The sequence below is a fragment of the Phenylobacterium sp. FG114 genome (assembly GCF_057809855.1).
Map to the genome: position 1 here is coordinate 1 of NZ_JBMDKU010000009.1, position 24,069 is coordinate 24,069.

The 24,069-nt window shown below is 70.1% G+C and carries 29 protein-coding genes and 1 pseudogene; 17 read left to right on the top strand and 13 right to left on the bottom strand.

Going from position 1 to position 24,069, the window contains the following annotated elements:
* The 8 genes and pseudogenes from ACODSY_RS15965 to ACODSY_RS16000 all read left to right on the top strand — a co-directional run.
* Positions 1 to 432: pseudogene (locus ACODSY_RS15965) on the top strand (P-type conjugative transfer protein TrbL); the annotation flags it as partial.
* A 3-nt stretch (positions 433 to 435) separates the two neighbouring features.
* On the top strand, positions 436 to 1,119 hold the full coding sequence (gene trbF / locus ACODSY_RS15970; RefSeq protein ID WP_488952759.1) for a conjugal transfer protein TrbF: 684 nt from the start codon (positions 436 to 438) through the stop codon (positions 1,117 to 1,119).
* Complete coding sequence (locus ACODSY_RS15975) at positions 1,098 to 2,183, top strand: TrbG/VirB9 family P-type conjugative transfer protein (RefSeq protein WP_488952760.1); 1,086 nt, start codon at positions 1,098 to 1,100, stop codon at positions 2,181 to 2,183. Before trbF ends, ACODSY_RS15975 begins: the two co-directional genes overlap by 22 nt.
* The gene (locus ACODSY_RS15980) at positions 2,180 to 3,298 is read left to right on the top strand and encodes a TraB/TrbI/VirB10 family type IV secretion system protein (RefSeq protein ID WP_488952761.1); all 1,119 of its coding nucleotides are present in this window, start codon (positions 2,180 to 2,182) and stop codon (positions 3,296 to 3,298) included. Before ACODSY_RS15975 ends, ACODSY_RS15980 begins: the two co-directional genes overlap by 4 nt.
* Positions 3,295 to 3,792 carry a S26 family signal peptidase gene (locus tag ACODSY_RS15985; protein WP_488952762.1) on the top strand — a complete coding sequence of 166 codons (498 nt, stop codon included), beginning with the start codon at positions 3,295 to 3,297 and terminating at the stop codon, positions 3,790 to 3,792. The genes ACODSY_RS15980 and ACODSY_RS15985 overlap by 4 nt, the downstream gene beginning before the upstream one ends.
* Positions 3,786 to 4,376, top strand: coding sequence for a lytic transglycosylase domain-containing protein (locus ACODSY_RS15990; RefSeq protein WP_488952763.1), 591 nt, complete (start codon positions 3,786 to 3,788; stop codon positions 4,374 to 4,376). Before ACODSY_RS15985 ends, ACODSY_RS15990 begins: the two co-directional genes overlap by 7 nt.
* Positions 4,373 to 4,648, top strand: a complete 276-nt coding sequence (locus ACODSY_RS15995; protein WP_488952764.1) for a hypothetical protein — start codon at positions 4,373 to 4,375, stop codon at positions 4,646 to 4,648. Before ACODSY_RS15990 ends, ACODSY_RS15995 begins: the two co-directional genes overlap by 4 nt.
* A gap of 3 nt (positions 4,649 to 4,651) precedes the next feature.
* Positions 4,652 to 5,131 carry a helix-turn-helix transcriptional regulator gene (locus ACODSY_RS16000; RefSeq protein ID WP_488952765.1) on the top strand — a complete coding sequence of 160 codons (480 nt, stop codon included), beginning with the start codon at positions 4,652 to 4,654 and terminating at the stop codon, positions 5,129 to 5,131.
* A 113-nt stretch (positions 5,132 to 5,244) separates the two neighbouring features.
* Here the strand turns inward: ACODSY_RS16000 and ACODSY_RS16005 are convergent, their stop codons facing one another.
* The 10 genes from ACODSY_RS16005 to ACODSY_RS16050 all read right to left on the bottom strand — a co-directional run bounded on the left by ACODSY_RS16005 (position 5,245) and on the right by ACODSY_RS16050 (position 12,691).
* The gene (locus ACODSY_RS16005) at positions 5,245 to 5,700 is read right to left on the bottom strand and encodes an arsenate reductase/protein-tyrosine-phosphatase family protein (protein ID WP_488952766.1); all 456 of its coding nucleotides are present in this window, start codon (positions 5,698 to 5,700) and stop codon (positions 5,245 to 5,247) included.
* Positions 5,697 to 6,350: a TetR/AcrR family transcriptional regulator gene (locus tag ACODSY_RS16010; RefSeq protein ID WP_488952767.1), complete on the bottom strand. Its 654-nt coding sequence runs from the start codon at positions 6,348 to 6,350 to the stop codon at positions 5,697 to 5,699. The genes ACODSY_RS16005 and ACODSY_RS16010 overlap by 4 nt, the downstream gene beginning before the upstream one ends.
* Before the next feature lie 34 nt (positions 6,351 to 6,384).
* Positions 6,385 to 7,614, bottom strand: a complete 1,230-nt coding sequence (gene hemA, locus ACODSY_RS16015; protein WP_488952768.1) for a 5-aminolevulinate synthase — start codon at positions 7,612 to 7,614, stop codon at positions 6,385 to 6,387.
* A gap of 222 nt (positions 7,615 to 7,836) precedes the next feature.
* Positions 7,837 to 7,971 (bottom strand): hypothetical protein, encoded by a 135-nt coding sequence (locus tag ACODSY_RS16020; RefSeq protein WP_488952769.1) that lies wholly within the window; start codon positions 7,969 to 7,971, stop codon positions 7,837 to 7,839.
* On the bottom strand, positions 7,968 to 10,298 hold the full coding sequence (locus ACODSY_RS16025) for an NADP-dependent malic enzyme (RefSeq protein WP_488952770.1): 2,331 nt from the start codon (positions 10,296 to 10,298) through the stop codon (positions 7,968 to 7,970). Before ACODSY_RS16025 ends, ACODSY_RS16020 begins: the two co-directional genes overlap by 4 nt.
* Positions 10,299 to 10,308: 10 nt before the next feature.
* Complete coding sequence (locus ACODSY_RS16030; RefSeq protein WP_488952963.1) at positions 10,309 to 10,680, bottom strand: DUF983 domain-containing protein; 372 nt, start codon at positions 10,678 to 10,680, stop codon at positions 10,309 to 10,311.
* Positions 10,680 to 11,342, bottom strand: coding sequence for a methyltransferase domain-containing protein (locus ACODSY_RS16035; RefSeq protein ID WP_488952771.1), 663 nt, complete (start codon positions 11,340 to 11,342; stop codon positions 10,680 to 10,682). Before ACODSY_RS16035 ends, ACODSY_RS16030 begins: the two co-directional genes overlap by 1 nt.
* A 114-nt stretch (positions 11,343 to 11,456) precedes the next feature.
* Positions 11,457 to 11,804: a helix-turn-helix domain-containing protein gene (locus tag ACODSY_RS16040; RefSeq protein WP_488952772.1), complete on the bottom strand. Its 348-nt coding sequence runs from the start codon at positions 11,802 to 11,804 to the stop codon at positions 11,457 to 11,459.
* Positions 11,805 to 11,855: 51 nt separating this feature from the next.
* A complete protein-coding gene (locus ACODSY_RS16045; RefSeq protein ID WP_488952773.1) occupies positions 11,856 to 12,212 on the bottom strand; it encodes a DUF983 domain-containing protein in 357 nt (118 codons plus the stop codon).
* A gap of 35 nt (positions 12,213 to 12,247) precedes the next feature.
* Positions 12,248 to 12,691, bottom strand: coding sequence for a hypothetical protein (locus ACODSY_RS16050; RefSeq protein ID WP_488952774.1), 444 nt, complete (start codon positions 12,689 to 12,691; stop codon positions 12,248 to 12,250).
* A gap of 302 nt (positions 12,692 to 12,993) precedes the next feature.
* On the opposite strand from ACODSY_RS16050, the gene ACODSY_RS16055 reads away from it, so the two are divergent.
* From ACODSY_RS16055 to ACODSY_RS16065, 3 genes are all read left to right on the top strand, one after another.
* Complete coding sequence (locus tag ACODSY_RS16055) at positions 12,994 to 13,362, top strand: hypothetical protein (RefSeq protein WP_488952775.1); 369 nt, start codon at positions 12,994 to 12,996, stop codon at positions 13,360 to 13,362.
* A gap of 8 nt (positions 13,363 to 13,370) precedes the next feature.
* On the top strand, positions 13,371 to 13,625 hold the full coding sequence (locus ACODSY_RS16060; protein ID WP_488952776.1) for a helix-turn-helix domain-containing protein: 255 nt from the start codon (positions 13,371 to 13,373) through the stop codon (positions 13,623 to 13,625).
* A 79-nt stretch (positions 13,626 to 13,704) separates the two neighbouring features.
* The gene (locus ACODSY_RS16065) at positions 13,705 to 14,331 is read left to right on the top strand and encodes an arsenate-mycothiol transferase ArsC (RefSeq protein ID WP_488952777.1); all 627 of its coding nucleotides are present in this window, start codon (positions 13,705 to 13,707) and stop codon (positions 14,329 to 14,331) included.
* Between the two features lie 140 nt (positions 14,332 to 14,471).
* On the opposite strand, the gene ACODSY_RS16070 is transcribed toward ACODSY_RS16065, so the two are convergent.
* Positions 14,472 to 14,921 (bottom strand): arsenate reductase/protein-tyrosine-phosphatase family protein, encoded by a 450-nt coding sequence (locus tag ACODSY_RS16070; protein ID WP_488952778.1) that lies wholly within the window; start codon positions 14,919 to 14,921, stop codon positions 14,472 to 14,474.
* Positions 14,922 to 15,091: 170 nt separating this feature from the next.
* Positions 15,092 to 15,802, bottom strand: a complete 711-nt coding sequence (locus ACODSY_RS16075; RefSeq protein WP_488952779.1) for a polyamine aminopropyltransferase — start codon at positions 15,800 to 15,802, stop codon at positions 15,092 to 15,094.
* 557 nt (positions 15,803 to 16,359) lie between these two features.
* Between ACODSY_RS16075 and ACODSY_RS16080 the strand changes: the two genes are divergently transcribed.
* On the top strand, positions 16,360 to 16,530 hold the full coding sequence (locus ACODSY_RS16080; protein ID WP_488952780.1) for a hypothetical protein: 171 nt from the start codon (positions 16,360 to 16,362) through the stop codon (positions 16,528 to 16,530).
* A gap of 173 nt (positions 16,531 to 16,703) precedes the next feature.
* The gene (locus ACODSY_RS16085; RefSeq protein WP_488952781.1) at positions 16,704 to 17,318 is read left to right on the top strand and encodes a hypothetical protein; all 615 of its coding nucleotides are present in this window, start codon (positions 16,704 to 16,706) and stop codon (positions 17,316 to 17,318) included.
* Between the two features lie 64 nt (positions 17,319 to 17,382).
* Here the strand turns inward: ACODSY_RS16085 and ACODSY_RS16090 are convergent, their stop codons facing one another.
* Positions 17,383 to 18,558 carry an acetyl-CoA C-acetyltransferase gene (locus tag ACODSY_RS16090; RefSeq protein WP_488952782.1) on the bottom strand — a complete coding sequence of 392 codons (1,176 nt, stop codon included), beginning with the start codon at positions 18,556 to 18,558 and terminating at the stop codon, positions 17,383 to 17,385.
* Between the two features lie 438 nt (positions 18,559 to 18,996).
* Here ACODSY_RS16090 and hyfB point away from each other — a divergent pair, with 438 nt between their 5' ends.
* From hyfB to ACODSY_RS16110, 4 genes are read left to right on the top strand one after another with little or no spacing between them, the layout of a single operon-like run.
* A complete protein-coding gene (hyfB, locus tag ACODSY_RS16095) occupies positions 18,997 to 21,015 on the top strand; it encodes a hydrogenase 4 subunit B (RefSeq protein WP_488952783.1) in 2,019 nt (672 codons plus the stop codon).
* A complete protein-coding gene (locus tag ACODSY_RS16100; RefSeq protein WP_488952784.1) occupies positions 21,012 to 21,962 on the top strand; it encodes a respiratory chain complex I subunit 1 family protein in 951 nt (316 codons plus the stop codon). The genes hyfB and ACODSY_RS16100 overlap by 4 nt, the downstream gene beginning before the upstream one ends.
* Positions 21,962 to 22,624 (top strand): hypothetical protein, encoded by a 663-nt coding sequence (locus ACODSY_RS16105; protein WP_488952785.1) that lies wholly within the window; start codon positions 21,962 to 21,964, stop codon positions 22,622 to 22,624. The genes ACODSY_RS16100 and ACODSY_RS16105 overlap by 1 nt, the downstream gene beginning before the upstream one ends.
* Positions 22,621 to 24,069, top strand: a complete 1,449-nt coding sequence (locus ACODSY_RS16110) for a hydrogenase 4 subunit F (RefSeq protein ID WP_488952786.1) — start codon at positions 22,621 to 22,623, stop codon at positions 24,067 to 24,069. The genes ACODSY_RS16105 and ACODSY_RS16110 overlap by 4 nt, the downstream gene beginning before the upstream one ends.

The following is a 24,069-nucleotide window of genomic DNA, read 5'->3' on the forward strand; positions in this document are numbered from 1 at the left end:
GGCCGCGCCTCGCCGACGCCCCCATCGCCGGCAGGCGGCGCGCCGCCGCGCGGATCTGGCCCTGGCGGAGGGGGCGGCGCCGGACCCGTCCAAGGCGGGCCGGGATCGACGCCGCCGCGGGCCAGCCCGCGCGCCGGCGCCGAGGGCGGCGGCGGGCAGAGCGGCGACGCGCCCGCCGACCCGCCGTCCGCAGCTGCGCCCCTCGGACACGCCGCACGCTCCGCCGAGACCATCGCCCGGGAAAGCGAGGACGCCCGTCGTGACTTCCATCGCGCGGCGCAGGGCAGCGCAGCAACGGCGCGCACGCCGGCGCGCGGCGGACGCGGCGCGGCCCTGCAGGCCTTCTTCGTGGCCAACGCCGGCCGGGCGCTGCTGCCGGGCAACGAGACGTCGGGCGCGATCTCGCCGCAGCTCCGGGACGAGGAGACGTAAGTCATGCATCCGTTCTTCCGATCGAAGCGGGCGCTCTCGGCGACGCCGGTCGCTACGCCCTACCAGAAGGCGGGACAGGTCTGGGACGAGCGCATGGGCCTCAGCCTGGCGCATGCCCGAAACTGGCGGCGGATGGCCTTCGCCAACCTCGCTGTCGCGGGCTTCCTGGGCGCCGGCTGGTGGATGCAGTCGCAGCAGGCGGTCGTGCGGCCCTTCGTGGTCGAGGTGAGCCAATGGGGCCAGACCCAGCGCATCACCGCGCTCGACGGCCGCTACGAACCCACGCAGGCCCAGGTCGGCCATGCGCTGGCGTCCTGGATCCGCGCGGTCCGCGCCAAGTCGGTCGACCCGGTGGTGATCCGGCAGAACTGGCTCTCGGCCTACGATCTCGTCACCCCACGGGCCGCGGGCTTCCTGAACGCCTGGGCGCAGACCCACGACCCCTTTGCCGAGATCGGCCGCGAAGCCGTCAACGTGGAGATCCTCAACGTCGTGCGCCGAAGCCCGCGGACCTACGACCTGCAGTGGCGCGAGACCCGCTTCGTCAACGGCCAGCAGGCCGCCCAGACCCGCTGGCGGGCGCTGATCACCTTCAAGCTCGATCCGCCGAAGACGGAAGCCGAGCTGCTCAAGAACCCGCTCGGACTTCGCATCGAGGACGTGTCATGGACCCCCGACGCCTCCTAGCGATCGGCGCGATCGCCGTCGCCCTCGCCGGTTGCTCGCACCTTCAACGGCTGGGCCTGTCCAGACCGCCCGACGCCCTCGCGACCGCCGCGGCGCCGGCCCCGGCGCTGACGTCTCCCGTGTCCGCCGTCGGGACCCAGGCGCCCGACCGCGCGCCCGAGACGGACGCATCGGACGGCCGCGCCGCAGCGGCCCCCACGCGAACCTTCGCGACCATGGCCCCGATCCCCAATCCGGGCCGCCGGGCCCGGCCGGAAGGCCCGCGCAGGGCCTCGGCGGCGCCGGACGATCTGGCCGCCCCCGCCCCGCCGGCCCGCGGGCGGATGGCGATCGCGGCGGCGAACCTCTCGGCCCGCGAGATGTCCCGGCCACGCAGCTTCGTGGGCGGCGTCCAGGTGTTCGCCTACGACCCGGGCCGGATCTACGAGGTCTGGACCGCGCCGCTCCGGGTCACGACGCTCACCCTGTCCCGCGGCGAGTCGGTGGTCTCGAAGGCCGCGGGCGACACCGTGCGCTGGCAGATCGGCGAGACCCAGTCGGGCGAAGGCCCCGAGCAGCGGGCCCACGTCATGATCAAGCCGTTGGTCCGGGGGCTGGAGACCAACCTCGTGCTCGCCACCAATCGCCGCGTCTATCTCATCCAGCTCCGCAGCGGCGGCCCGGAGGCCTTCAACGCCGCGGTGACCTGGGACCTGCGCGGGCTCCTGGACGCCGCCGCGCCGCAGCCCGAGACGGCCCCGGCCGGCCCGCCGCCGATGGTGACGCCCCAGGGTCCGCTGGACGCCGGCTTCCGCATCAGGGCCAAGGGCCGCCGCCCGCCTTGGACGCCGTCGGCGGTGGCGACGGACGGGGTGCGCACCTTCCTGAGCTTTCCGCCCGGCGTGACGGTGGGCGAGGCGCCGGCGCTGTTCGCGCTGGGCGCCGACGGCGAGGTCCAGCTCGTCAACTACCGCCAGCAGGGCGGCCTCTGGGTCGTCGACCGCGTGCTGGGCGCCGCCGAGCTGCGGATGGGTGGCCGCCGCCCGCAGGTCGTGCGCATCCAGCGCATCGGAGCGGCGTCATGACCGAGACCGTGACCGGCGGGCCCCAGGCGCCGCCACCCAAGCAGCCCATGCCGCCCCTCGACGGCCGGGCGCCGCGGCCGTCCATCGTGCGACTGCGGCGCGGGGTGGTGGTGGGCGCGGTGATGGCCGGCGCCGGCCTCGTCGGCGGATCCCTGGCCTGGGCCTTCGTCGTCCAGCCGGAGCTGCGGACCCGCGCCCAGGAGGCCCGGCTGGAGGCGCGGCCGGCCGAGACGCGCGGCGCCGTGCGGCCGAGCGACCGGGTCACCGGCGGCCCCGCCACCTATGCCGACCTGGACCGGCTGCCGGAGCCCCGGGGCCTGGGCAAGGCGACGTCGACAGAGGCCGCCGCGCCGCCCCGGCGGGCGGCGGCGCAACCGGCGCCTCGCCCCGCGGGCCGCAGCCTGGCCGGCGAGGCGCGGGGGTCGGGTCTGTTCTTCGGCGGGGCGGCCTCCCGGACGTCGGCCGCGCCGGCCGGCGACCAGGCCGATCCCGACCGCGCCGACCTGGCGGCGGTCTACAATACCCACGCCCTGCTGGCCCCCATCAGCCCCTACGAGGTCAAGGCGGGCACGGTCATCGCCGCGGCGCTGCTGACCGGCATCGACACCACACGGGCCGGGCCGGTCACCGCGACGGTCACCGAGAACGTCTACGACACGGTGAGCGGCCGCTTCCTGCTCGTGCCCCAGGGCGCGCGCCTGATCGGCCGCCACGAGGGCGAGAGCCGTCACGGCGACAGGCGCGCCTTCGTGGTGTGGGACCGGCTCATCCTGCCCAACGGCAAGAGCCTGATCCTGCCGAAGGAGCCCGGCGTCGATGCGGCGGGCGCGATCGGCGTCCGCGGCCACGTCGACCGCCGCCTGGGCTCGCTGGCGATCGCCACCCTGTTCGCGGGCGCCATCACCACCCTGGGCCAGGCGGCGCGCGACCGCGACGACAGCTCCGGCGGCCTGTTCGGCGACGCGGGCGACGCCGCCGCCATCGAGGCGGCGCAGGTGGGCGGCAAGCTGATCGACCGCGAGCTGGAGGTCCGGCCGACGATCCGGCTTTCGACCGGGTCCCGGGTGCGGGTCTTCGTCACCCGCGACCTGGTGCTGGAGCCCTACCGCCCATGACGGTCCGGCGCCTCTCCCCCCCGCTCTTCGCGGCGGCTCTCGTCGCCGGCGCCAGCGGGGCATGTTCGCAGGCGCAGCCCGCGCCCTGGCTCGTCAACGAGACGCCCAGCGTCCCACGGGGGCTCTACCGCCTGACGCCGGCGCGCGCCGGGCCCGGCGACATCGTGGCCGTGCGGCCGCCCGCGGCCGCCCGCGCCTATCTTGCCGCCCTGGGCGCGCCCCCGGACGCGCGGCTGCTCAAGCGGGTGTCGGCGCAGGCTGGCGAGACGGTCTGCCGGCGCGGGCAGAGGCTGAGCTGGCCTGGAGGCGCCGCCATCGCACTGGCGAAGGACCGCGCCGGCCGCGTCCTCCCCCGCTGGAGCGGCTGCCGTCGGCTTGGACCCGACGGGCTGCTGGTGGTCGGCGACACCCCGCTGAGCTTCGACAGCCGCTACTTCGGGCCGGTCACGACCGCCCAAATCGACGGCGTCTACGCGGAGGTCTGGCGATGGTGAACTCCTGGATGGCGGCCACGGCGGCCATAGCCCTCTTGATGGGCGGCCCGGCGCAGGCCCAGCCGGACTGGCGCGCGGCGGGGGGCGCCATCTTCGCGACTGCCAAGCCCGAACCGGCCGAGGTCGACGCGGCCGGGCCGACGCTGCCGGCCGGTGTCCAACCCCTGGACGCCGCGGTCACCGAGGCCGCCCGTCGGCGCAACATCGACCCCAAGCTGCTTCACGCCTTGATCGCCGTGGAAAGCGCCTATCAGGCCCGGGCCGTCTCGCCGGCGGGCGCGGGCGGCCTCACCCAGCTGATGCCGGCGACCGCCAAGGCGCTCGGCGTCGCGGACCGCTTCGAGCCCTCGGCGAACCTGGCGGGCGGCGCCGACTATCTCGCCCGCCAGCTCCTGCGCTTCGGCGACGTCAGGCTCGCACTGGCGGCCTACAATTCTGGCCCTGACCGGGTAGCCCGCCTCGGCCGCGTTCCGAACATCCCAGAAACTCAGGCCTACGTTTCCGCCGTCGTCGAGTGCTACCTGGCGCTCACCGCCGGGCGCGAGATCCGCCATCGCGGCGATTGCCGGAGGGCCGGACCGTGAGCGGGTCCGGACCGGAGCCGATGGCCGTCGCCGAGCTGGACGAGGACCTGCTCACGCGCGCCGAGGCCTCCGACTACCTGGCCCGCTACAATGTCCGCATGAAGCCGGCCACCCTGGCCCGCATCTGGTCGGTCGGGCAGGACGGCCCGCCCTGCCGTCACATCAGGCGCAAGCCGTTCTATCCCCGCGGCGAGCTTCGCGCCTGGGCGCTGCGGCAGCGCACGGGCCTGCGGGCCTCGCGCGCGCCGTCCGTCCACGAAAGCGACCGGTGAGCGATGTCGCATTGGAAGGACTTCGTCGATCCTGACGCCCGCGCCAGCCGCTACCTCCCCTGGCGCGAGGTCGCCCGCACCACCGGTCTCAGCCGCACGACGGCGTGGCGGCTGCAGAAGCGCGACGACTTCCCCGCCCCCTACGCCATTTCGCCCGGCCGCGTCGGCTACCGCGAGGACGAGGTGGACGCCTGGTGCGTTTCGCGAGGCCACAGCCCGGCTCGGATCAAACCTGCGCGCGTCGCCGTCGCCGAGGCCGGCCCGGCGAGGACGGAGACGGACACCCTGACGCCGAGCCCACACCCGGCCGCGCGCGGCGCGGCGGCGATGACAGACCCGCCGGCCCGCTGCGAACCCGCGACGCCGCGGCCTCGGATCGCGCCACCGGCGTGCATCGAGACACCCTCGAAGCGGGCGAAACCTGGGCGCCGGAGGTCGGAGCACGCCCGGGCGATCGCCCAGCAGATGCTCTTCGACTTCTGACCCGCGGAAAGCCGCGAAACCCCAGCCGGCGGCCACGGGTCGGGCTCTCCGCGGCTTGGGGGCCGGCCGGAGCATGAAGAGGTCTGTCGTCTCCCGACAAGGCCCAGACGGGGCTAGGCGTGATATCCCACAGCGGGCGGCGCCACGTCCGCCACGCCGATCCCCTCGACGAGGGCGGCGACCTGGTCGCGCGCGGCCCGGAAGTTGCGCACCATGGCGTCGGCCGAGAGCGCGATGGCGTTGGGGTCGTCGATCCGCCACTCGATGCGGCGGATCCCATGGAAACGCGGCGGCGCCTTCAGGCCCGGTTCGACGAAGATGAGCTTGTCGACGTTCGACGCCACGATGGTCTCCAGCGCTGTCGCCTGGGCGCCAACGATGTCGATGCCCACCTCGTCCATGACCAGCACCGCCCAGGGGCTGAGGCGGGTAGGCGAGATGCCCGCGCTCCGGAAGATGAACTGAGTTGGATCGAGACGCCGCCGGGCGAGCCCCTCGGCCATCTGGCTGCGGGCGTCGTTACGGCGACCCACAAACACGATCCTCTGCGGACGGGTGCGTCGGATCATGGCCGTCGGTCCGCGCCAAGGCCGTGTCGGGTGACGGTTTCGGCGGGGGCCGCGAAGGCCGCCAGGAACAGGTCGACGCAGGCCGAGGCGCGATCACGAATCTCCTCGCGCTCCAGGCCGTCCGCGTGGCCGAGGATGGCGTGCAGCTGGTGGGGCGCCGTCAGGGCGTCGACGAAGAGCTCCGCCGCCCCCGCGGGATCGGCGATGCGGACGCGGCCTTGCCGGCGGGCCTCGACGAAGAAGCGGGCCACGCTCCGCTTCGCAGCGGGCATGGAGAGAATTTCGGTCAGCTGCCGCGGGTCGGTCTCGCGGTCCGCGCTGAGCGCCAGCAGTCGGGAAAGCTTGGCGCGTTCCGACCCGAGCACATGGGCCAGCAGCGCAAGGGCGTAGCTGGTCAGCGCCGCCTTGGTGGCGCCGTCGCTCAGATCGATCTCCGGTGGGGTGTCGGTCGCGCAGGACCGCGCCAGGAGCGCGGCGATCAGCTCGGACTTGCTGCGGTATTGGTTGTAGAGCGTCTGGCGCGAGACCCCGGCGCTCTGTGCGACCGCGCTGAGCGATGTCGTCGATCCGGATCGCGAGAAGAGGTCCAGCGCGGCGTTGAGGACCGCCTCTCGCTTCGCCACATTGACCCCGCCTCTTTGCCTTGCCACGTCCATCTCCAAAAGGCGGTCGCCCATACGGCCCTCAGGCCGCGTAGCCGCCGACGCGCTTGACGTTGCAGCGGGCCCAGAGCGCGTCGAGCGCCTCGACCAGTTCGTCCATCATCCCGTCGGTGTGACCGGGAGACGGCGTGAAGCGCAGACGCTCCGTGCCGCGTGGCACGGTGGGGTAGTTGATCGGCTGGACGTAGATCCCGTGCTCTTCGAGCAGGATGTCCGAGATCAGCTTGCAGTGGATGGCGTCGCCCACCAGCACCGGCACGATGTGGCTGACCGAAGGCATGACCGGCAGGCCCGCCTTCTTCATCCGCAGCTTCAGGGCGGCGGCGCGCTCCTGATGGGCCAGGCGCACTTCGTTGTGCTCTTTGAGATAGCGGATCGAGGCCACCGCCCCGGCCGCCAGGGCCGGCGGCAGCGAGGTGGTGAAGATGAAGCCGTCGGCATAGCTGCGGATCGCATCGCAGATCACCGCGTCGGCGGCGATGTAGCCGCCCATGACCCCGAAAGCCTTGCCCAGGGTGCCCTCGACGATGTCGATCTCGGCCATCACCCCGTCGCGCTCGGCCACGCCCGCGCCCCGGGGGCCGTACATGCCCACCGCATGCACCTCGTCGAGGTAGGTCAGGGCGCCGTACCGCTTGGCCAGCGCCACCGTGCCGCGAAGGTCGGCGATGTCGCCGTCCATGGAATAGACGCTCTCGAAGGCGATCAGCTTCGGCGCCGAAGGATCGGCTTCCTGCAGCAGCTGCTCCAGGTGCTCCAGGTCGTTGTGCCGGAACACCCGCCGCTGCTCGCGCTTGCCGGCCCGGATCCCCGAGATCATCGAGTTGTGGTTCAGCTCGTCCGAAAAGACGATCAGCCCCGGAAGGATCTTGTAGAGCGTCGACAGCGACGCCTCGTTCGAGACGTAGCCGGACGTGAACAGCAGCGCCGCTTCCTTCCGGTGAAGGTCCGCCAGCTCGTGCTCCAGCTCCACGTGATAGTGCGTCGTGCCCGAGATGTTGCGCGTGCCGCCCGATCCGGCCCCGGCCTCCTCGATGGCCTGATGCATCGCATCCAGCACCACCGGGTTCTGACCCTGCCCCAGATAGTCGTTGGAGCACCACACCGTCACCTCCGACACCGAGCCATCGCCCCGCGTCCAGGTCGCCCGCGGAAACTCACCCCGATGCCGCTTCAGATCCGCAAAGACCCGGTACCGTCCCTCGGCCTGGAGCCGATCGAGGGCGCTTCGCAGCATCAGGGTGTAGGGCATCGCGGACTCGCTTAGGCATCGTCGGAGGGCTTCGCCGCACGGGGAGAAGTCTCACGGAATGATGCATATAACATCAATGCGGATCATTGACATATCTATATGTAGTTCCTACATGTGATGCACCAGGTCGAGGGCATAGCCCCGCCGCTTCGGGGAGGAAGCGCCCCTGGTCAGGCCCGCTGCGATCTCAGCGCAGCGGGCCACCCCCGCTCACGCGCCACCTCAACGGCTCAGCAGGACGCCGGCGATCGCCGCCGCGACCGCGAAGAGCATCCCCACCACCCACCATCCCTGCGGCGTGAGCGGAACCGGCCGGAACCGGCGCCTTGAGCGCCGGCGAAACAGGCGCAGGCTCACGCCTCGGCCTTCGTCCCAGGGCGCGCAGCCCCGGCGTCAACCGCCGCCGCATCGATGAGCTGCGCCTCGAACGCGGCGAGGGTCGCCATGGTGACGATCCGCGAGACCGACTCCCCCAGCCGGCAGATCTGAACGGGGCGGGAGAGCCCGAGCAGGATCGGCCCGATCACGGCGACTTCGCCCAGGGCCTGCACGAGCTTGGTGGCGATCGCCGCGGAGTGGATCGCCGGCATGATCAGGACATTGGCCGGCTCGCTCAGCCGCTGGAACGGGTAGCTCTCCCAAAGCGCGGGGTCGAGCGCCACGTCGGGCGGCATCTCCCCCTCGTACTCGAAGTCCGTCTCCCGCTGGTCCATCAGCGCCACGGCGTCGCGCACCCGCTGGGGCTGTTCGCCCCTGGGATGGCCGAAGCTCGAATAGGACAGGAAGGCCAGGCGGGGCGTGTGCCCCAGCCGCCGGACGGCGGCGGCGGCTTCGCAGGCGATCTCCACCAGTTCGGTGGCGGTCGGGACCTCACTCACCGAGGTGTCGGCCACGAAGATCGTCCGGCCTCGCGCCAGGAGCACCGACAGGCCGAGAACCCGCCCCCCGGGGGTGGCCTCGACGACCCGGGCCACCTCGTCCAGGCACTGGTCGAACTTGCGGGTCACCCCCGTCACCATCGCGTCGGCGTCGCCGAGCGCGACCATGGCGGCGGCGAAGGTGTTGCGGTCGAGGTTGATCAGGCGCTGGACGTCGCGCCGGAGAAACCCCTCGCGCTGCAGCCGCGCGTAGAGGTGATCGACATAGGCGCCATTGCGCTGCGAGAGCCGTGCATTGACGACCTCGATGTCGAACTCGGTCAGGTCGAGGCCGGCCTCCGCCGCGTTGGCGAAGACCTGCTGTTCGCGGCCCACGAGCACGGGCGTCGCAAGGCCCTGGCTGGCCAGCGCGTGGGCCGCGCGGATCACGGCGGGCTCCTCGCCCTCGGCGAAGACGACCCGCCGTTTCGGACCCGAGCGGACGGCGTCGGTGATGTTCTGCAGGAAGCCGGCCGACCGGTCGAGGCGCCGCCGGAGCGAGGCCCGGTAGGCGTCCATGTCGGCGATGGGACGCCGGGCGACGCCGGTGCGCATCGCCGCCTCGGCCACGAACGGCGGCACGTACCAGATCAGCCGGGGGTCGAACGGAGAGGGGATGATGTAGTCGCGCCCGAACTTCAGCTGGCGGCCCTGGTTGGCCATCGCCACCTCGTCCGGCACGTCCTCGCGCGCCAGCATCGCCAGCGCCCGCGCGGCCGCGACCTTCATCTCGTGGTTGATCGAGCGGGCCTGGACGTCCAGCGCGCCGCGGAAGATGTAGGGGAAGCCCAGGATGTTGTTGACCTGGTTGGGATAGTCCGAGCGTCCGGTGGCGATGATGGCGTCCTGGCGCACAGCTAGGACCTCCTCGGGGGTGATCTCCGGATCGGGGTTCGCCATGGCGAAGATGATCGGATTCGGAGCCATCGAGGCGACCATGGCCTGGGTCAGGACGCCTTTCGCGGAGACGCCGATGAAGGCGTCGGCGCCGGCCAGCGCCTCGGCGAGGGTGCGGTGCGGGGTGTCGCTGGCGTGCGCGGCCTTCCACTGGTCCATGCCCACAGGGCGGCCGCGATAGACCACGCCGTCGATGTCGACGAGGGTGGTGTTCTCCGGCCGGACCCCGAGGGCCTTGATCAGGGTGATGGTGCCGAGGCCCGCGGCCCCGGCGCCGCAAAGCACCAGGCGGACGTCCTCGAGCCGGCGGCCGGTGACCTCGCAGGCGTTGATCAGGCCGGCCGAGCAGATGATCGCCGTGCCATGCTGGTCGTCGTGGAACACCGGCACGTCGAGCAGGTCCTGCAGTTCCGCTTCGATCCGGAAGCAGTCGGGACTGGAGATGTCCTCGAGATTGACCCCGCCGAAGGTCGCGCCGATGTGGCGGACGACCTGGATGAAGGCGTCGGCGTCGGCGGTGGCGACCTCGATGTCGAACGAATCCAGGTCCGCGAAGCGCTTGAACAGGATCGACTTGCCCTCCATGACCGGCTTGGAGGCGAGCGAGCCGAGGTTGCCCAGGCCGAGGATCGCGGTCCCGTTGGAGATGACCCCGACGAGGTTCCCCTTCGAGGTGTAGTCGTAGGCCGCGTCCGGATCGTCCGCGATCCTGAGCACCGGCGCCGCGACGCCAGGCGAATAGGCAAGGCTCAGGTCCCGCTGCGTCGCCATCGGCTTCGTCGCCGAGATCGCGATCTTTCCCGGGTGCGGCAATCGGTGGAAGTCCAGGGCTTCCTGGTCGGCGCGCGCGCGCCGGTCTTGAGCGGTCATGGCGGAAACCTCAGGCGGCAGGCGGCTTGCCGACCGCCCAGAGCACGCCGACCACCGAACCCTTGACGATCGGCAGGAGCACGAGGGTGGCGGCGCTCAGCATCGGCATCAGCAGGCTGAGGAGCAGCCAGGGCGGCCAGGATCGGATGATCGGGAACGCGAGCAGGGGCCCCACGAACAGGTGGCCCACGATCAGGATGGTGAAGTAGGGCGGAGCGTCGTCGCAGGGGTATTGCGCAAGGTCGTGGGCGCAGACCTCGCAGTGGGGACGGATCTTGAGGTAGGCCCGGAAGAGTCCGCCCTGGCCGCAGTTCGGGCAGCGTCCCCTCGCGCCCCGCCGCAGCCCGGTCGCGACGGTGCGGGTCGGCGCGGCAGCGCGCATCACGCGAACAACATCGGCGGGCGGTCCCCCGCAGTCGCGGTGGCGGTCACGAGCAGCCGATTGCCGCTGGCGAACCGATCGCTGAGAGCGACGGAATCGAGGCCCGCCATGTTGAGCGCGATCCGAACCTGCGGCCAGTCCGGCTCGAGATGGAGCCAGTCGGTCACGTTGACGAGCACCAGGCTCCCCGGCCGCAGCACACGCACCAGCTGCGCCCAGAACCCCGGCGACAGATAGGCGGGAGGCGTGATCGGCGAGTCCTGGAAGTCCACCAGCACGCCATCGAAGCTCGCGGGCCGCGCCTCGGCCACATAGGCCTCCGCCTCGCGGATCAACACCTTGAGGCACGGCGGGGCGCGGAAGAACAGGCGGGCGAGACCCACCGTGCGCGGATCGCGATCGACGGTGGTGACCTCAAGGCCCGCCCGGTGGAGCATGGACGAGGCGGCCCCGCCGCCATGCCCGAGGACCAGCACCTCGCGCACGTCGTCGCGGGACAGCACCTCGACCGCCGCGTCCAGGTGCGGCGCGAGGTTGCGGCCCTGCGCATCCATCAGGGTCTGCAACGTCCCGTCCTTGAAGTAGCCGACCGCGCCGTTCTCCTTGTGCAAGGCGATAGCGATCTCGCCGCTCTCGGTGCGGTTTGTGTGCAGGGTGATCACGAAGGCCTCCGATCGTCGCGGGGTCGCCCGCCTGATGTCTCCAGGATGCGCGCCAGGGCCTTGCGACCTCATCACCGCCCTCACGCCTGTCTCGCAGGGTGCGCAGGCGAAGGCTTAGCCCGAGGCCGCCCGACCCCGGTCTGTCCAGGGACGGTCGCCGACCTGAGACCGGACTTGTTCCTGCCCTAGGCTTCCGGCGAGCGCCGTCTTCAGCCGCCTTGCGATCAGCCGGACCCCGCGGCCCGCGCCCGCACTGGGGGCGCCGTCGGGGATCATCTCCACGCCCGCGACAGCGAGCGCCTCCAGCACCTTCTCCAGGCTGTCGACCACGGCGCGCACGGATCCCTCCGAGGTTTCCATTCGCTGGATGGTCGGTAGCGAAAGGCCCGAAAGCCTCGCCAGTTCGCGTTGATCCAGGCCGAGCAGGGCCCGCGCCGCCCGCATCTGCGCGCCCGCGATCATCGGGGCGACACCGCGGCAGGGCAGCCGATGGCGCCGGCGTTCGTGTGCGGGTCAGGTTCGCGGGTCATTGCGCGCCTCGGATGCCCGGTTGTGGAACTGCAGGGCGATCATCGTCGCCTTGAATGGACGCAGGGCGCCGAGGGTCATGATCGTGATCAACGGCAGCCAGATCGCCATTTCCAGCCAGACCGGCGGATGGAAAACCAGTTCGGTGAACAGCAGTCCGCCGCACCCGATCGCGCCGACGATCAGGAGGATGAAGACGACGGGGCCATCTCCGGAATCCGCGTTCGAAAGATCCTCGCCACAAGCGTCACAGGGGGAATGGACCTTCAGGTAGCCCGAAAACAGCGGCGCCTCGCCGCAGTTCGGACACCGGCAGCGCAGGCCGGCGAGAAACGGGTTCACCCTTGCCACGGGGCTGCGGGCCGGCCCGGAACCGATCACAACGCCACCACGACCGTGGAATCGACCGAACGGGCGGCGCGGTATCGGCTCTGCAGCGCACCGCGCAGCGCCGGCTTCGCGGCGACCAGCCGGATGAATCGCGAAAGCTTGAATGGATCGAGGGGCTTGGCCAGCCGGTAAGCGCCCGCCGGGAGCGAGGCCTCCGCCGCGTCCGCTTTCGGCGTGAAGATGATCTCCAGCCGCGGCGCCGCCGCTCGGGCCTGCTCTAAGAGTTCCCGGTCCGTCAGTCGCCCGACCGCCGGCTCGGTCACCAGCACCGCCGCCCGCGCGCCCTTGCGGAGGGACTCCAGCGCCGTCTCGGCCGCCTCGAACTCCACCACGGTCATCCCGTCGCGCCGCAAGCCGTCCGCCAACTGGGTCCGCAACCGCGCGTCGCGCTGGACGAGCCAGATGGCTGGTGAGGCGGTCTCGCGGGTCACAAGGAGTCCTCCAGGCGGGGGTGATCGGGGTTGAGTTGCCTTGTGACACCGCTAGGATGATGTGTCAACCATCAATATCACTGTACAAAAGATCATCAACGTGGTCTGAGGCTCCTTGCGAGATCGAGCGACGCCGGCCCGCGATCGCAATGGTCGCGCCCAAGCCCGGACCATCCAGAGGGCGCCAGGCCCATGAACCAGGGGAGGGACCGCTGCAGCCCACTTGCGATCTTCACGCGCTACGCGCCGCGGTGGCGCTCCTCCCAAGCGAAGTCGTATTCGAGACTTGGCCAGCCGAGCAGATGTTCGTCGCCGGGCGCTTGCCGGGACTGCTGGTGGCGACAAACTGGCGGGTCATCTTCATCCAGCCGGGCGGCAAGTTCGCCGCCTTTCCGACACCCAAGATCGAAGTTGCGCGCACAGTCGAATGCGCCGAGCTGATCCTGTCGGTCTGGTACGGTCGGCTCGTGCTTGCGTTCCACGACGGCGCCACGGCCAGCGGCGTCGAGACTCGTCTCCGGCAGGGGCTGATCCGCACGGATGCGTTGAGGACGCCGAAGCGCGCCTGCCCAGACCTGGGACGGTGTGCGGGCCCGCTCCCGAGCGGGGACGAGGGAAGGGCGCACGGGCCAGCAGAACATCGCTTGCTGATGCTCGAGGCATCATTATAGATAGGCGAATGATCACCGGTGCGCAGATGAAGGCGGCTCGAGCCCTTCTTGGAATCGACCAGAAGGAATTGGCGCGCCTGTCCGGCGTCTCCCTGCCGACCATCCAGCGGATGGAAGCCAGCGACGGGATCGTGCGTGCGGTTGTAGACAGCCTGGAAAAGGTGGTCAACGCGGTCAATGAAGCCGGGGTCGAGCTCATCGCCGCGGGCGCCCGCAGCGAGGGCGCCGGACGCGGAGTCCGCCTGATAGAGCGCAACCAATAGGCGGGCGCGTGACGTATTATCCATCATGCAAGCGATCTGTGATATCGACACTGACGCTCTGACGTGGTAGCGTCTGGGCATGACCCAGCTTGACGCCCGCGATCGCACGACCCCCGCTCGGCGTCTGCCCCTACGGCTTGGCGCGTGTGACCGCAGCGGGGTTCGCGACGCTTCCGAGCTCAGGCCCACGGCAGGACGCGGCCCCTTCAGCGATCAAGGCGCGGCGCTCATCCCATTCCCTATCGGCGGAAGACGCCCCAGGCCCAGTCAAGGTTCAGCGCCCCCGCCCGCGCCGACGTCGCTGCTCTTCGTTTGCCGCACGCATGCGGTCCTGAGCCCGATGGCCGAGGGCCTGGCCCGTTGCGCGTACGATCGCCTCAGCATCAGGGTGCAGAGCGCAGGACTGACGGTTGGACCGATCGACTTTCGCGCCGTCGCGGTCATGGCCGAAGTCGGGGTCGACATCGGCGAGACGCCCGTGACGTCGGTCCGTGACCTGGATCTCGCCGCGTTCGACATCGTGGTGTCCCTGGGGATCCACAAGCTGGGTCTCGATCGCCATCAGATGGCGATCGCCTGGGACGTTCCGGAATTCACCCGCGTGACGGAAGGGACCGCCGCGCCGAGATTGCGGGAGGTTCGCGACGCGCTGTCCGCGCGGGTTCGTGCGCTTGGGGCCATCCTGACGGCGGCCAACCGGGCCTGACTCGACCGCGGTGACAGCCGTTGACGGCCGCTCCGCGCCGGCTGAGCTGGGCGCGAGCGTACGGCCCGCGGCGACCAACAGGCGCACGCCTTCGTGCCCTCGGGGGTATCCCTTCCGACTCCTGCAGATCGGAACGTGCTCTAGCGTTTTCCGTCCACTCTTGCGCCCCGCCGCCCCGCAATCATCGAAAGCACCCGCCACTCCAGCTCATCGCGCACCCGTCTGAACCCACGCAGGGCGCTCTTGGGGGAGAGGCCGCTGCGGCAGGGATCGTCGACAGTCCAGGTGATCTGACGCACGGCGGCGAAGCGTGGGGGGAGGCGAATTCCAGTTTCCACCAGAACGAAGGTGTCAAGCGGCGCCACCACGGCTGCGTCCAAGGCCGAGGTGTGTTGGCCGCTGATGTCGACGCCGATCTCCGCCATGACGCGAACAGCCAGGGGGCATATGCGGGTGGGGGCGGTGCCTGCGCTCCCGACCCGCACGTTCAGCGGACCGAGAAGGACCTTGGCGAGCCCTTCGGCCATCTGGGATCGCGCGTTGTTCTGCACCCCAACAAATAAGAATCCTTGGGTTCGCCCAGCTGGCATTCGGCGGTCTCCAACACTTCAGATGACATCGACGTCCAGCGATGTCGTTCGATAGCTCCAGGCGGGAGACGGCCCTCGAGGGCGGACCCGTTGTTTAGCTGTTGCGCGCCCATAGGTTGCGCTCGATCGTCCCGCGTTCTCGGAGGGAAGCGCCCAGCCGGCGCGCCGACCTAGTCTCGGCCCGGTGTCGGCGCCAGGGTGTAGAGGTCCAATTCCGCGCGCCGTCGCTCGTAGACGGCAGGATCTTGCAGGGCCGAGGTCCTGGTATTGCGGCAGACGACGAGGGTGTTGCCGACGTCGCATTCCAGCACGGAGATCAGGGCTGGATTCAGACCCGCGAGCCGCAGGGCTTTCGCGATCCATCGCACCGCCCACGACTGCGGGTTGTCGGCGACATTCCACACGATCAACCCGCCGGGCCTGACGACCTTGGCCAGGAGCGATCCGATGTCACTCGTCAGGAAGGCGTCGGGGATCTCCAAACCATGAAAGACGTCAATTGCGACGGCAGACCATTCCCTCGGCGTGCTGCAAAGGAAGGCAAGGGCGTCGGCGTGGATGCACTCGACCTCGGCCGGAAGGTGAAACCAGCGTCGCGCGATCTCGAACGCCGTCGGCCAATTGTCCACCGCGGTCACGGCGACGCCCCGGCGGCTCAACTGGGTGGCCAAGGCGCCGCCCGCCGTGCCCAGCATCAATACGCTATCGGCGCCGCGCAGCACGCGCTCCATGGCGGTGATGTATTCAAGGAGGTTGTTACCTTCGGCATCGACATGAGTGTAGAGGGCGCCGCTGTCGAAATATTGTCGCGACCCGTCGTAGCGCTGTTCAACGACGCGAATTCGCCGCTCATCGTCGTCCCGCTCCACCAGAACCTTCATCCGAAAGGGCCTCCAGGCGGGCGGGGATCTTTTCGCGCCCCAAAGGCACGCCTCACGCCACATCGCACTCGCGCCCAACCCTAAGAGTTGGCAGGCCATGCATCAAGGATGATCACAGATGATCGATGATGTTCAGCCTATCACCACACAAGTGATGAACATCATGGATGGGCCCGAGCGGCAGGCGCCCGGCGCCGCCGACGCGAGTCTGGCGCCGCCGTTGCGACGGCGCGCTTGAGATGCAGACGGCGGTGAGAAAGGTGGCGGAATGTCCGTGCTGACCCGGTCGCTCAGCCTCTGTGTGGAGGAGTCGAAGTGACGTGAAAAACATCAATTGTGGTAGTTGAAACTCTGATTATGAGTTCCTAGATGCATGGCGCGAGCGACGTGATGATCCGCGCCGTTCCGTGGAAGCCGGGCGCGCGCCGAGTGGCTGAACGCGCGACGGCTCCCGCCCAGCATTGCGCGGCCGCAGGGTCGCGGCGGTGCGTTTAAGAGGGTTCGCGCACGCCCGCACTCGGCGACAGGCGACGCGCGGCCCGGTCCGGGAGACTGGCATGACCGGTCAATCTGCGTTCCTCGTGATGGTCGTCGTCGGCATGGTCTCGCTGCCGCTCACCTTGGCATGGGCTGTGTTCTACACCCGGTCGCGTGACGAGGGGGCGCGCAAGGCCACTGTCGCCGCGCGCGATGCCCACCACATGGATCCGCGGCGGCATCGAGGCTGATCGCCGCGCCGCGCGGGCGCTGACCGCCGGGCGCAGGGCGACATCGGCGGGGCCACCGATCGCATGCCTACCCTTCCGCAGGCCGACGAGCCTTGATGTCAGGGCCGTCAGGATACAGGCTCTGAGCGTCAACACCGAGGCTCGAGGGCCTCGTGGACAAAGGAGGCGCGGCGATGGCCCCGATGGTCCGCCGCCATAGCTCGCAGGACCCGTGGTCGTGGTCGATCCGCGCGGGCGACCTGGTGCTGATCGGCGGCGTCGTCAACCTCACCTACGCCGCCCTGGTCATCCACGCTCTGGCCCACGCCGACAGCCGCCTGACGTCTTGGGTGGACGGCTGGGTGCGGATGTCGCGCACGGCGCTCAGTCCGGCCTATCTGCTGGCCGGTCGCCCCGATTGCGGCGGGGCCGTGGCCTCTGCCTTCGTCGACCGGGCATGGACGTTCGACGTCCATCTCGTGACGATCAACCTTTTGGTGGTGGCTGCGCTGTTCGCGCTTTCGCGCGCCGCGTGGCCGGCCTGGGCGCGGCAGGTGCGAGCGGCCTCTCAGCCTGGCGATCCGCCGGACGGATCTCAGGCCGCCGACATCGAGGAGGGTTTCGGGACGGTCTTCTGGGGCGCCCTCGCGGCCGTTTGGTGGATGCTCCTGCAGAACGACCTGTTCTACACGGCCCCGCACTGCGCGGGCCTGCGACCCTGGCTGCTGTTCCGCGAGCCGCTCCTGGCGACCTGCGTCCACGGCCTGGCGAGCCTTGCCGCCGCCCTCAACCGGGCGCGCACGGTCTAACCAGGCCACCGGGCGACGCGACATCCTGTCCCTGACGCCGCCGCGAGCCCTCGAAAGTCTCCCATCAAGCGGTTTCGAGGCACATGGCGATCCCCATGCCGCCCCCGATGCAGAGCGTTGCGAGGCCTTTCCCGCCGCCTCGGCGCTGCAACTCATAGAGCAGTGTCGTCAGGATCCGGGCGCCCGACGCGCCCAAGGGGTGGCCGATGGCGATCGCGCCGCCGTTGACGTTGACCTTGGCGGAATCGAGTTCGAGTTCCTGGATGACGCAGAGCGCCTGCGCGGCGAAGGCCTCATTGGCTTCGACGACGTCGAGGTCGCCGACCGACCAGCCAGCGTTCTGCAGCGCCCTGCGGGTGGCCGGAATCGGTCCCGTGCCCATGAGTTCCGGTTCCACCCCGGCGTTGGCCCAGGCGGCGATGCGCGCCAGCGGTTGCAATCCCAGGCGGCGCGCCTCGGTCGCGTTCATCAAGACGACGGCCGCCGCGCCGTCGTTGATTCCCGAGGCGTTCCCCGCCGTGACCGAGCCGTCCCGCCGAAACGCTGCGCGCAGGCGGGCGAGGCCCTCGATCGTCGTGCCGGGCCGGATGTACTCGTCGGTCCGGATGACCTCCTCGGCCTTCCTGTGCTTGACGGATACCGGTGCGATCTCCGCGTCGAACTTGCAGGCGCGTTGCGCGGCCTCCGCCTTCCTCTGCGAGGCGAGGGCGAACGCGTCCTGGGCCTCGCGGGAAATCCCGTATCGGGTGGCGATGTTCTCGGCCGTGCTGCCCATGTGGTAGCCATGGAAGGCGTCCCAAAGCCCGTCCTTGATCACGGTGTCCACGAGCGGCAGGTCGCCCAGCTTCAGGCCGCGCCTGAGATGGGCCACGTGCGGCGCCGCGGTCATGCTCTCCTGCCCACCGGCGACCACGATCCGCGCGTCCCCCGACGCGATCTGCTGAAGCCCGAGCGCGACCGAGCGCAGACCCGACCCGCAGAGCTGGTTGACGGACCAGGCGGGGCTCTCGCAGGGAATCCCGGCCTTCATCGCCGCCTGCCGGGCCGGTCCCATCCCCGCGCCAGCCTGCAGCACCTGGCCCATGATCACCTCATCGATCTGACCCGGCTCGAGGCCAGCGCGCTCGACCGCGGCCTTGATGGCCACGCTTCCGAGCTCGTGGGCGGCCAGGCTTGCAAACGCGCCGTTGAAGGCGGCGACCGGGGTTCGGGCGGCCGAGACGATGACGATATCGGACATGAAGGATCGAGCTCCGGGCGCCCACTTGGGTGTGGTGGCGGAGGCTTTATCAGTGGAATGTGGAATATCACAAGCCATGTGTCCAACATCAGGACATCGCGACATCGCTTCGAGACGGCGGTGGCCGCGATGATCGGCGCAGGCCGCGCCGTCGGACCGCCGCCTCCGCATCGGGGCGAGAAATTCACGAAAATTGCCTTGATGCACTAGACATCATGATCGATGTAAATATGATCAAGGGTACACGCTCTGACGTCCGCCCCGCTTAGGCCCCTTAACCAGCGCTCCGTCGGCGGCGTCGGGTCGGCCTGCGCCGCGCGACCACGACAAAACCATGAGAGGAAGGGCCGCTCGGATGGGCGTCAGGAATTGCCAGCCAGGCGACGACAGACCGACCCGGCGCCGGTCTCCGGAGCCTTCGGCCGGAGCTGACATCCTATGAGCCTCAGCGCCCTCTCCGCGGCCATCTGGGCGATCGCCGCCCTGCTCGCGCTCGGGGGCGTTGCGGCGGCCGGCGCGCGGACCCGCGCGCCGGCGCTGATCGTGTACCCCCTTTGCGCGATGCTTGGCGCGGCCCTGGGCGGCCTGGCGCTTTGGAGCCTGCTGCACGGCCGGGTCGAAACCCTCGTCCTTCCCCTGGGGGTGCCGTGGATCGGATCGCATTTTCGCCTGGACGCCCTGGCCGCGCTCTTCCTGGCCATCGTGGGCTTTGGCGGCTGCGCCGCGAGCGTCTACGCCATCGGATATGGCCGCCATGAGGCGGCGCCGGAGCGCGTCTTGCCGTTCTATCCCGCGTTCCTGGCGGGCATGAGCCTCGTCGTGCTGGCCGGCGACGCCTTCACCTTCCTGGTCTCCTGGGAGTTCATGTCGGTGATGTCCTGGGCGCTGGTCATGGCGCACCACAAGGAGCCCGGGAACACCCACGCCGGCTACGTCTATCTCGTCATGGCGAGTTTCGGCACGCTGGCGCTGCTGCTCGCCTTCGGCCTGCTGGCGGGGCCGCAGGGCCACTATGACTTCGCCACGATGCGTGCGGCGGTCGGCGGCCACCCCCTGGCCGGCCTGGTCCTGATCCTCGCGCTCGTGGGGACCGGATCCAAGGCGGGCCTGGCGCCGCTGCACGTGTGGCTTCCGCTCGCCCACCCCGCGGCGCCCAGCCACGTCTCGGCGTTGATGAGCGGGGTCATGACCAAGGTCGCGATCTACGGCTTCATCCGCATCGCCTTCGACCTGCTGGGCCCGCCGCAATGGTGGTGGAGCGTCCCGCTGATCTCGGCGGGCGTGATCACCGCGGTCCTCGGGCTGCTCTACGCGATCCTGCAGGACGACCTGAAGCGTCTCCTGGCCTACAGCACGGTGGAGAACATCGGCATCGTCTTCCTGGGCCTCGGCCTGGCGCTGGCGTTCAAGTCGAATGGCCTCTCCGAGGCCGCAGCCCTGGCGATGACGGCGACCCTGCTGCACGCGGTCAACCATGCCGCGTTCAAGAGCCTGCTGTTCTTCGGCGCGGGGGCCGTCCTCACCGCCACCGGCCAGCGCGATCTCGGCGCCCTGGGCGGGCTGATCCACCGGATGCCGCTGACCGCCGCGCTGTTCCTGGTCGGGGCCGCGGCGATCTCGGCCTTGCCGCCGCTGAACGGGTTCGTCTCCGAGTGGCTGCTGTTCCAGGCCGTCCTGATCAGCCCGACACTGCCGCAGTGGGCCCTGAAATTCCTGGTCCCGGCCACGGGCGCGATGCTGGCCCTGGCCGCGGCCCTGGCGGCGGCCTGTTTCGTCCGAGCCTATGGCATCGCGTTCCTCGGGCGCCCGCGCTCGCCCGCCGCCGCCGAGGCCCGGGAGGTCGACGGCTTCCAGATTGGCGCGATGCTGGCGCTGGCGCTGGCGTGCCTGCTTGTCGGTATCCTGCCGGGGTACGTCATCGACGCCATCGGTCCAACGGTCGGCCTCGCCGTGGGCGACGGCGCCTTGCGGCCCCAGGCCACTCAGGACTGGCTCAGCCTCGTTCCGCTGTCGGCCGCCCGCAGTTCCTACAATGGCCTGATGGTCTTCCTGTTCGTCGGCTTCGCCGCCCTGGCCTCGGCGGGGCTCGTGCGCTTGTTCGCCTCCAGGGCCGTGCGCCGCGCCCCAGCCTGGGACTGCGGCTATCCGGACCCGCGCCCGGTCACCCAATACTCCCCGAGCAGCTTCGCCCAGCCCCTGCGGCGGGTGTTCGGCACGCTGGTGTTCCGCGCCCGCGAAACGGTCGAGATGCCGCCTCCGGGCAGCCTGGCGCCGGCCCGCTTCGCCCTCCAGGTTCGGGACCTCATCTGGGACGGGATCTACGCCCCCTTGGCCTGGGCCGTCGGCCGGACGGCGGATCGGCTCAACCGACTGCAGTTCCTGACCATCCGCCAGTACCTCTCCCTGGTGTTCGGGGCCCTGGTGCTGCTTCTGACCCTGCTGACGGTGTGGCGATGATCGGCGACGTCATCGTCCAGGCCGCGCAGATGCTTCTGGTGCTCGCGCTGGCGCCGCTGCTGACGGGGGTGGTTCGGAAGGTGAAGGCGCGGCTGCTGCGCCGGCGGGGCGCGTCGGTCCTGCAGCCGTACCGGGACCTGCTGCGCCTGATCCGCAAGGAGGCGGTGATCGCGGAGAACGCCTCGTGGCTGTTCCGCGCCGCGCCCTATCTGATCTTCGCCGCCACCTGGGTCGCCGCCGCGCTGGTCCCGACCTTCGCCTCGGGATTGCTGTTCAGTTGGTCCGCCGACCTGATCGCGATCGTGGCGCTCCTGGGCAGCGCGCGCTTCTTCCAGACCCTGGCGGGGATGGACGTCGGGACCAGCTTCGGCGGCATCGGCTCGAGCCGTGAGGTGATGATCGCGTCCCTCGCCGAGCCGGCCTTGCTCATGGTGGCCTTCACCTTGTCGCTCCTCGCCCACTCGACGCAGCTGTCGACGATCACCGAGGTCCTGCGCTTCCATGAGGTGGGGCTGCGCATATCGCTGGCCATGGTGCTGATCGCCCTGGTCCTCGTCGCCCTGGCGGAGAACGCCCGCATCCCGGTCGACAATCCCGCGACCCACCTCGAGCTCACCATGGTCCACGAGGCCATGATCCTGGAGTATTCCGGCCGTCACCTGGCGATGATCGAGTTCGGCTCGGCCCTGAAGCTGCTGCTCTACTTTTCCATCATCGGCGGCGTCTTCCTGCCGTTCGGCATGGCCCGGGCCGGCGACGGCCTGGCCGCCTATGGCGTCGGACTGGCGGCCTATCTGGCCAAGCTGGCCGTCGGCGCCGTCCTGTTGGCGGGGTTCGAGACCGCCATCGCCAAGATGCGGGTGTTCCGGGTCCCGGAGTTCCTGGGCTCGGCCTTGATGCTGGGCTTCCTCGCCACCCTGCTGCTGTTCGTGTCGCGGGGCCTCTGATGACCGCTCTGGATTTCGACGTCGCCCACCTGCTCTCCGGCCTGATGGTGCTGGTCTGCTTCCTGATGCTCTATCAGGATCGGCTCTACAGCCTGCTCAACACCTTCGCCCTGCACGCGGTGGTGCTGGCGATGGCCGTCGCCTGGCAGGCCTACATCCAGGGCGCGCCGCACCTCTATGTCACGGCGGCCATCGCGCTGATCTTCAAGGGCGGGGTCATTCCCGTCGCCCTGCACCGGCTGATCCGGCGCATGGGCATCCACCGGGAGGTCGAGACCGTCGGCGGGGTCGGCCTGACGATGCTGCTGGGGCTTGGCCTCGTAGCGTTGTCGATCTCGGTCATGCTGCCGGTGACCGCCGCGTCCGGCACGCTGGCGCGCGAGGACCTGGCCTTCGCGCTCTCCGTGGTGCTCCTCGGCCTGCTGATGATGATCACCCGGCGCAACGCGGTGAGCCAGGTGGTGGGGTTCATGTCGCTGGAGAACGGCCTGGTTCTCGCCGCCACCGGCGCCAAGGGGATGCCGCTGGTCGTGGAGATCAGCGTCGCGTTCTCCATCCTGATCGCCTTCATCGTGATCGGCATCTTCCTGTTCCGCATCCGGGAGCGCTTCGACACCGTCGACGTGGGCGCCCTCGACGAATTCCGTGGGGATCGCCGATGATTGCGCCCGGCGTCGCCGCCCTGGCGGGCGTTCTGTTGATCCCCCTGGTCTTCGCCGCGGTTCTGGCCCTGATCCCCGGCTACCGCCTAAGCGCGCGTCTCAATGTGCTGGCGTGCGGGGCCTCGTTTCTGTCCGCCCTGGTCCTGATCGCGAACCGGCCGGCGGTGAACGACTTCCTGTTCATCGACGATCTGAACATCGTCTTCCTGGTGCTGAACACCTTCATCGGCTTCACGACCAGCGTGTTCAGCGCCAGCTACATCCGCCACGAGCTGGAGACCGGACGCCTGACGCCGGTGTACCTGCGGTTCTACCACGCCATGTACCAGATCATGCTGTTCGGCATGAGCCTGGCGCTGGCCGCGCAGAACGTCGGGGTGATGTGGGTCGCCGTGGAGCTGGCCACCCTGACGACGGTCGTGATGGTCGGCATCTATCGAACCCACGCGGCGATCGAGGCGGCCTGGAAATACTTCATCCTGGGCAGCGTCGGCATCGCCTTGGCGCTCTTCGGCACCATCCTGATCTACCTCGCCGCACAGCCGGTCATCGGCGAAGGGCTGGACGCCATGTCGTGGCTGCTGCTGGTGGCGAATGCGCCCAGGTTCGATCCGGCCCTCCTGAACCTGGCCTTCGTGTTCCTGCTGCTGGGCTACGGGACGAAGGTGGGGCTGGCGCCCCTGCACGCCTGGCTGCCGGACGCCCACGCCGAAGGTCCCACGCCGATTTCGGCGGTGCTCTCCGGCCTGCTGCTGAACGTGGCGCTCTACGCCGTCCTGCGGTTCAAGGTGATCATGGCGGCCAACGCGGGGGCGATCGCGCCGGGGCCGCTCCTGATCACCATGGGCCTGACCTCGGTGGTGTTCGCGGCGTTCATGCTCTACCGCCGCCGCGACATCAAAAGGATGTTCGCCTACTCCTCGATCGAGCACATGGGCATCATCGCCTTCGCCTTCGGGATGGGCGGGCCGCTCGCCAACTTCGCGGGCCTGCTGCACATGACCATGCACAGCCTCACCAAGTCGGCGATCTTTTTCGCCGTGGGCCATATCGCCCAGGCCAAGGGCACCCAGAAGCTGGAGGACATGGGCGGGCTCACCGTGACCCACCCCGGGCTCGGCTGGGGGCTGGTCCTCGGCGTCGTCGCCATCCTCGGCGTGCCGCCGATGGGCGTCTTCATGAGCGAATTCCTCGTGGTGAGCTCCACGTTCGCCCGCCAGCCGCTGCTGGCGATCCCGCTGGTGTTCGGCCTGCTGGTCGCCTTCGGGGCGCTGATCCTGCGGATGCAGCAGGTCGTCTTCGGAGAACCGAAGGGCGAGAGCCACCCGGTCCAAGCCTCCTTCGTGCCCTTGGTGATCCATCTGGCCATCGTCTTCACGGCGGGGATCTATCTGCCGCCGGCGATCGTCGCCTGGTTCCAGAACGTGGCCAAGACACTGGGATGA

Coding starts and splice junctions, on each gene's coding strand:
- ACODSY_RS15990 (WP_488952763.1), top strand. CDS start 3,786: ATGGTGAACTCCTGGATGGCGGCCACGGCGGCCATAGCCCTCTTGATG.
- ACODSY_RS16065 (WP_488952777.1), top strand. CDS start 13,705: ATGACCCAGCTTGACGCCCGCGATCGCACGACCCCCGCTCGGCGTCTG.
- trbF (WP_488952759.1), top strand. CDS start 436: ATGCATCCGTTCTTCCGATCGAAGCGGGCGCTCTCGGCGACGCCGGTC.
- ACODSY_RS16080 (WP_488952780.1), top strand. CDS start 16,360: ATGACCGGTCAATCTGCGTTCCTCGTGATGGTCGTCGTCGGCATGGTC.
- ACODSY_RS16005 (WP_488952766.1), bottom strand. CDS start 5,700: ATGATCCGACGCACCCGTCCGCAGAGGATCGTGTTTGTGGGTCGCCGT.
- ACODSY_RS15985 (WP_488952762.1), top strand. CDS start 3,295: ATGACGGTCCGGCGCCTCTCCCCCCCGCTCTTCGCGGCGGCTCTCGTC.
- ACODSY_RS16025 (WP_488952770.1), bottom strand. CDS start 10,298: ATGACCGCTCAAGACCGGCGCGCGCGCGCCGACCAGGAAGCCCTGGAC.
- ACODSY_RS16060 (WP_488952776.1), top strand. CDS start 13,371: ATGATCACCGGTGCGCAGATGAAGGCGGCTCGAGCCCTTCTTGGAATC.
- ACODSY_RS15980 (WP_488952761.1), top strand. CDS start 2,180: ATGACCGAGACCGTGACCGGCGGGCCCCAGGCGCCGCCACCCAAGCAG.
- ACODSY_RS15975 (WP_488952760.1), top strand. CDS start 1,098: ATGGACCCCCGACGCCTCCTAGCGATCGGCGCGATCGCCGTCGCCCTC.
- ACODSY_RS16000 (WP_488952765.1), top strand. CDS start 4,652: ATGTCGCATTGGAAGGACTTCGTCGATCCTGACGCCCGCGCCAGCCGC.
- hyfB (WP_488952783.1), top strand. CDS start 18,997: ATGAGCCTCAGCGCCCTCTCCGCGGCCATCTGGGCGATCGCCGCCCTG.
- hemA (WP_488952768.1), bottom strand. CDS start 7,614: ATGCCCTACACCCTGATGCTGCGAAGCGCCCTCGATCGGCTCCAGGCC.
- ACODSY_RS16030 (WP_488952963.1), bottom strand. CDS start 10,680: ATGCGCGCTGCCGCGCCGACCCGCACCGTCGCGACCGGGCTGCGGCGG.
- ACODSY_RS16040 (WP_488952772.1), bottom strand. CDS start 11,804: ATGATCGCGGGCGCGCAGATGCGGGCGGCGCGGGCCCTGCTCGGCCTG.
- ACODSY_RS16075 (WP_488952779.1), bottom strand. CDS start 15,802: ATGAAGGTTCTGGTGGAGCGGGACGACGATGAGCGGCGAATTCGCGTC.
- ACODSY_RS16110 (WP_488952786.1), top strand. CDS start 22,621: ATGATTGCGCCCGGCGTCGCCGCCCTGGCGGGCGTTCTGTTGATCCCC.
- ACODSY_RS16105 (WP_488952785.1), top strand. CDS start 21,962: ATGACCGCTCTGGATTTCGACGTCGCCCACCTGCTCTCCGGCCTGATG.
- ACODSY_RS16070 (WP_488952778.1), bottom strand. CDS start 14,921: ATGCCAGCTGGGCGAACCCAAGGATTCTTATTTGTTGGGGTGCAGAAC.
- ACODSY_RS16100 (WP_488952784.1), top strand. CDS start 21,012: ATGATCGGCGACGTCATCGTCCAGGCCGCGCAGATGCTTCTGGTGCTC.
- ACODSY_RS16085 (WP_488952781.1), top strand. CDS start 16,704: ATGGCCCCGATGGTCCGCCGCCATAGCTCGCAGGACCCGTGGTCGTGG.
- ACODSY_RS16090 (WP_488952782.1), bottom strand. CDS start 18,558: ATGTCCGATATCGTCATCGTCTCGGCCGCCCGAACCCCGGTCGCCGCC.
- ACODSY_RS16055 (WP_488952775.1), top strand. CDS start 12,994: ATGTTCGTCGCCGGGCGCTTGCCGGGACTGCTGGTGGCGACAAACTGG.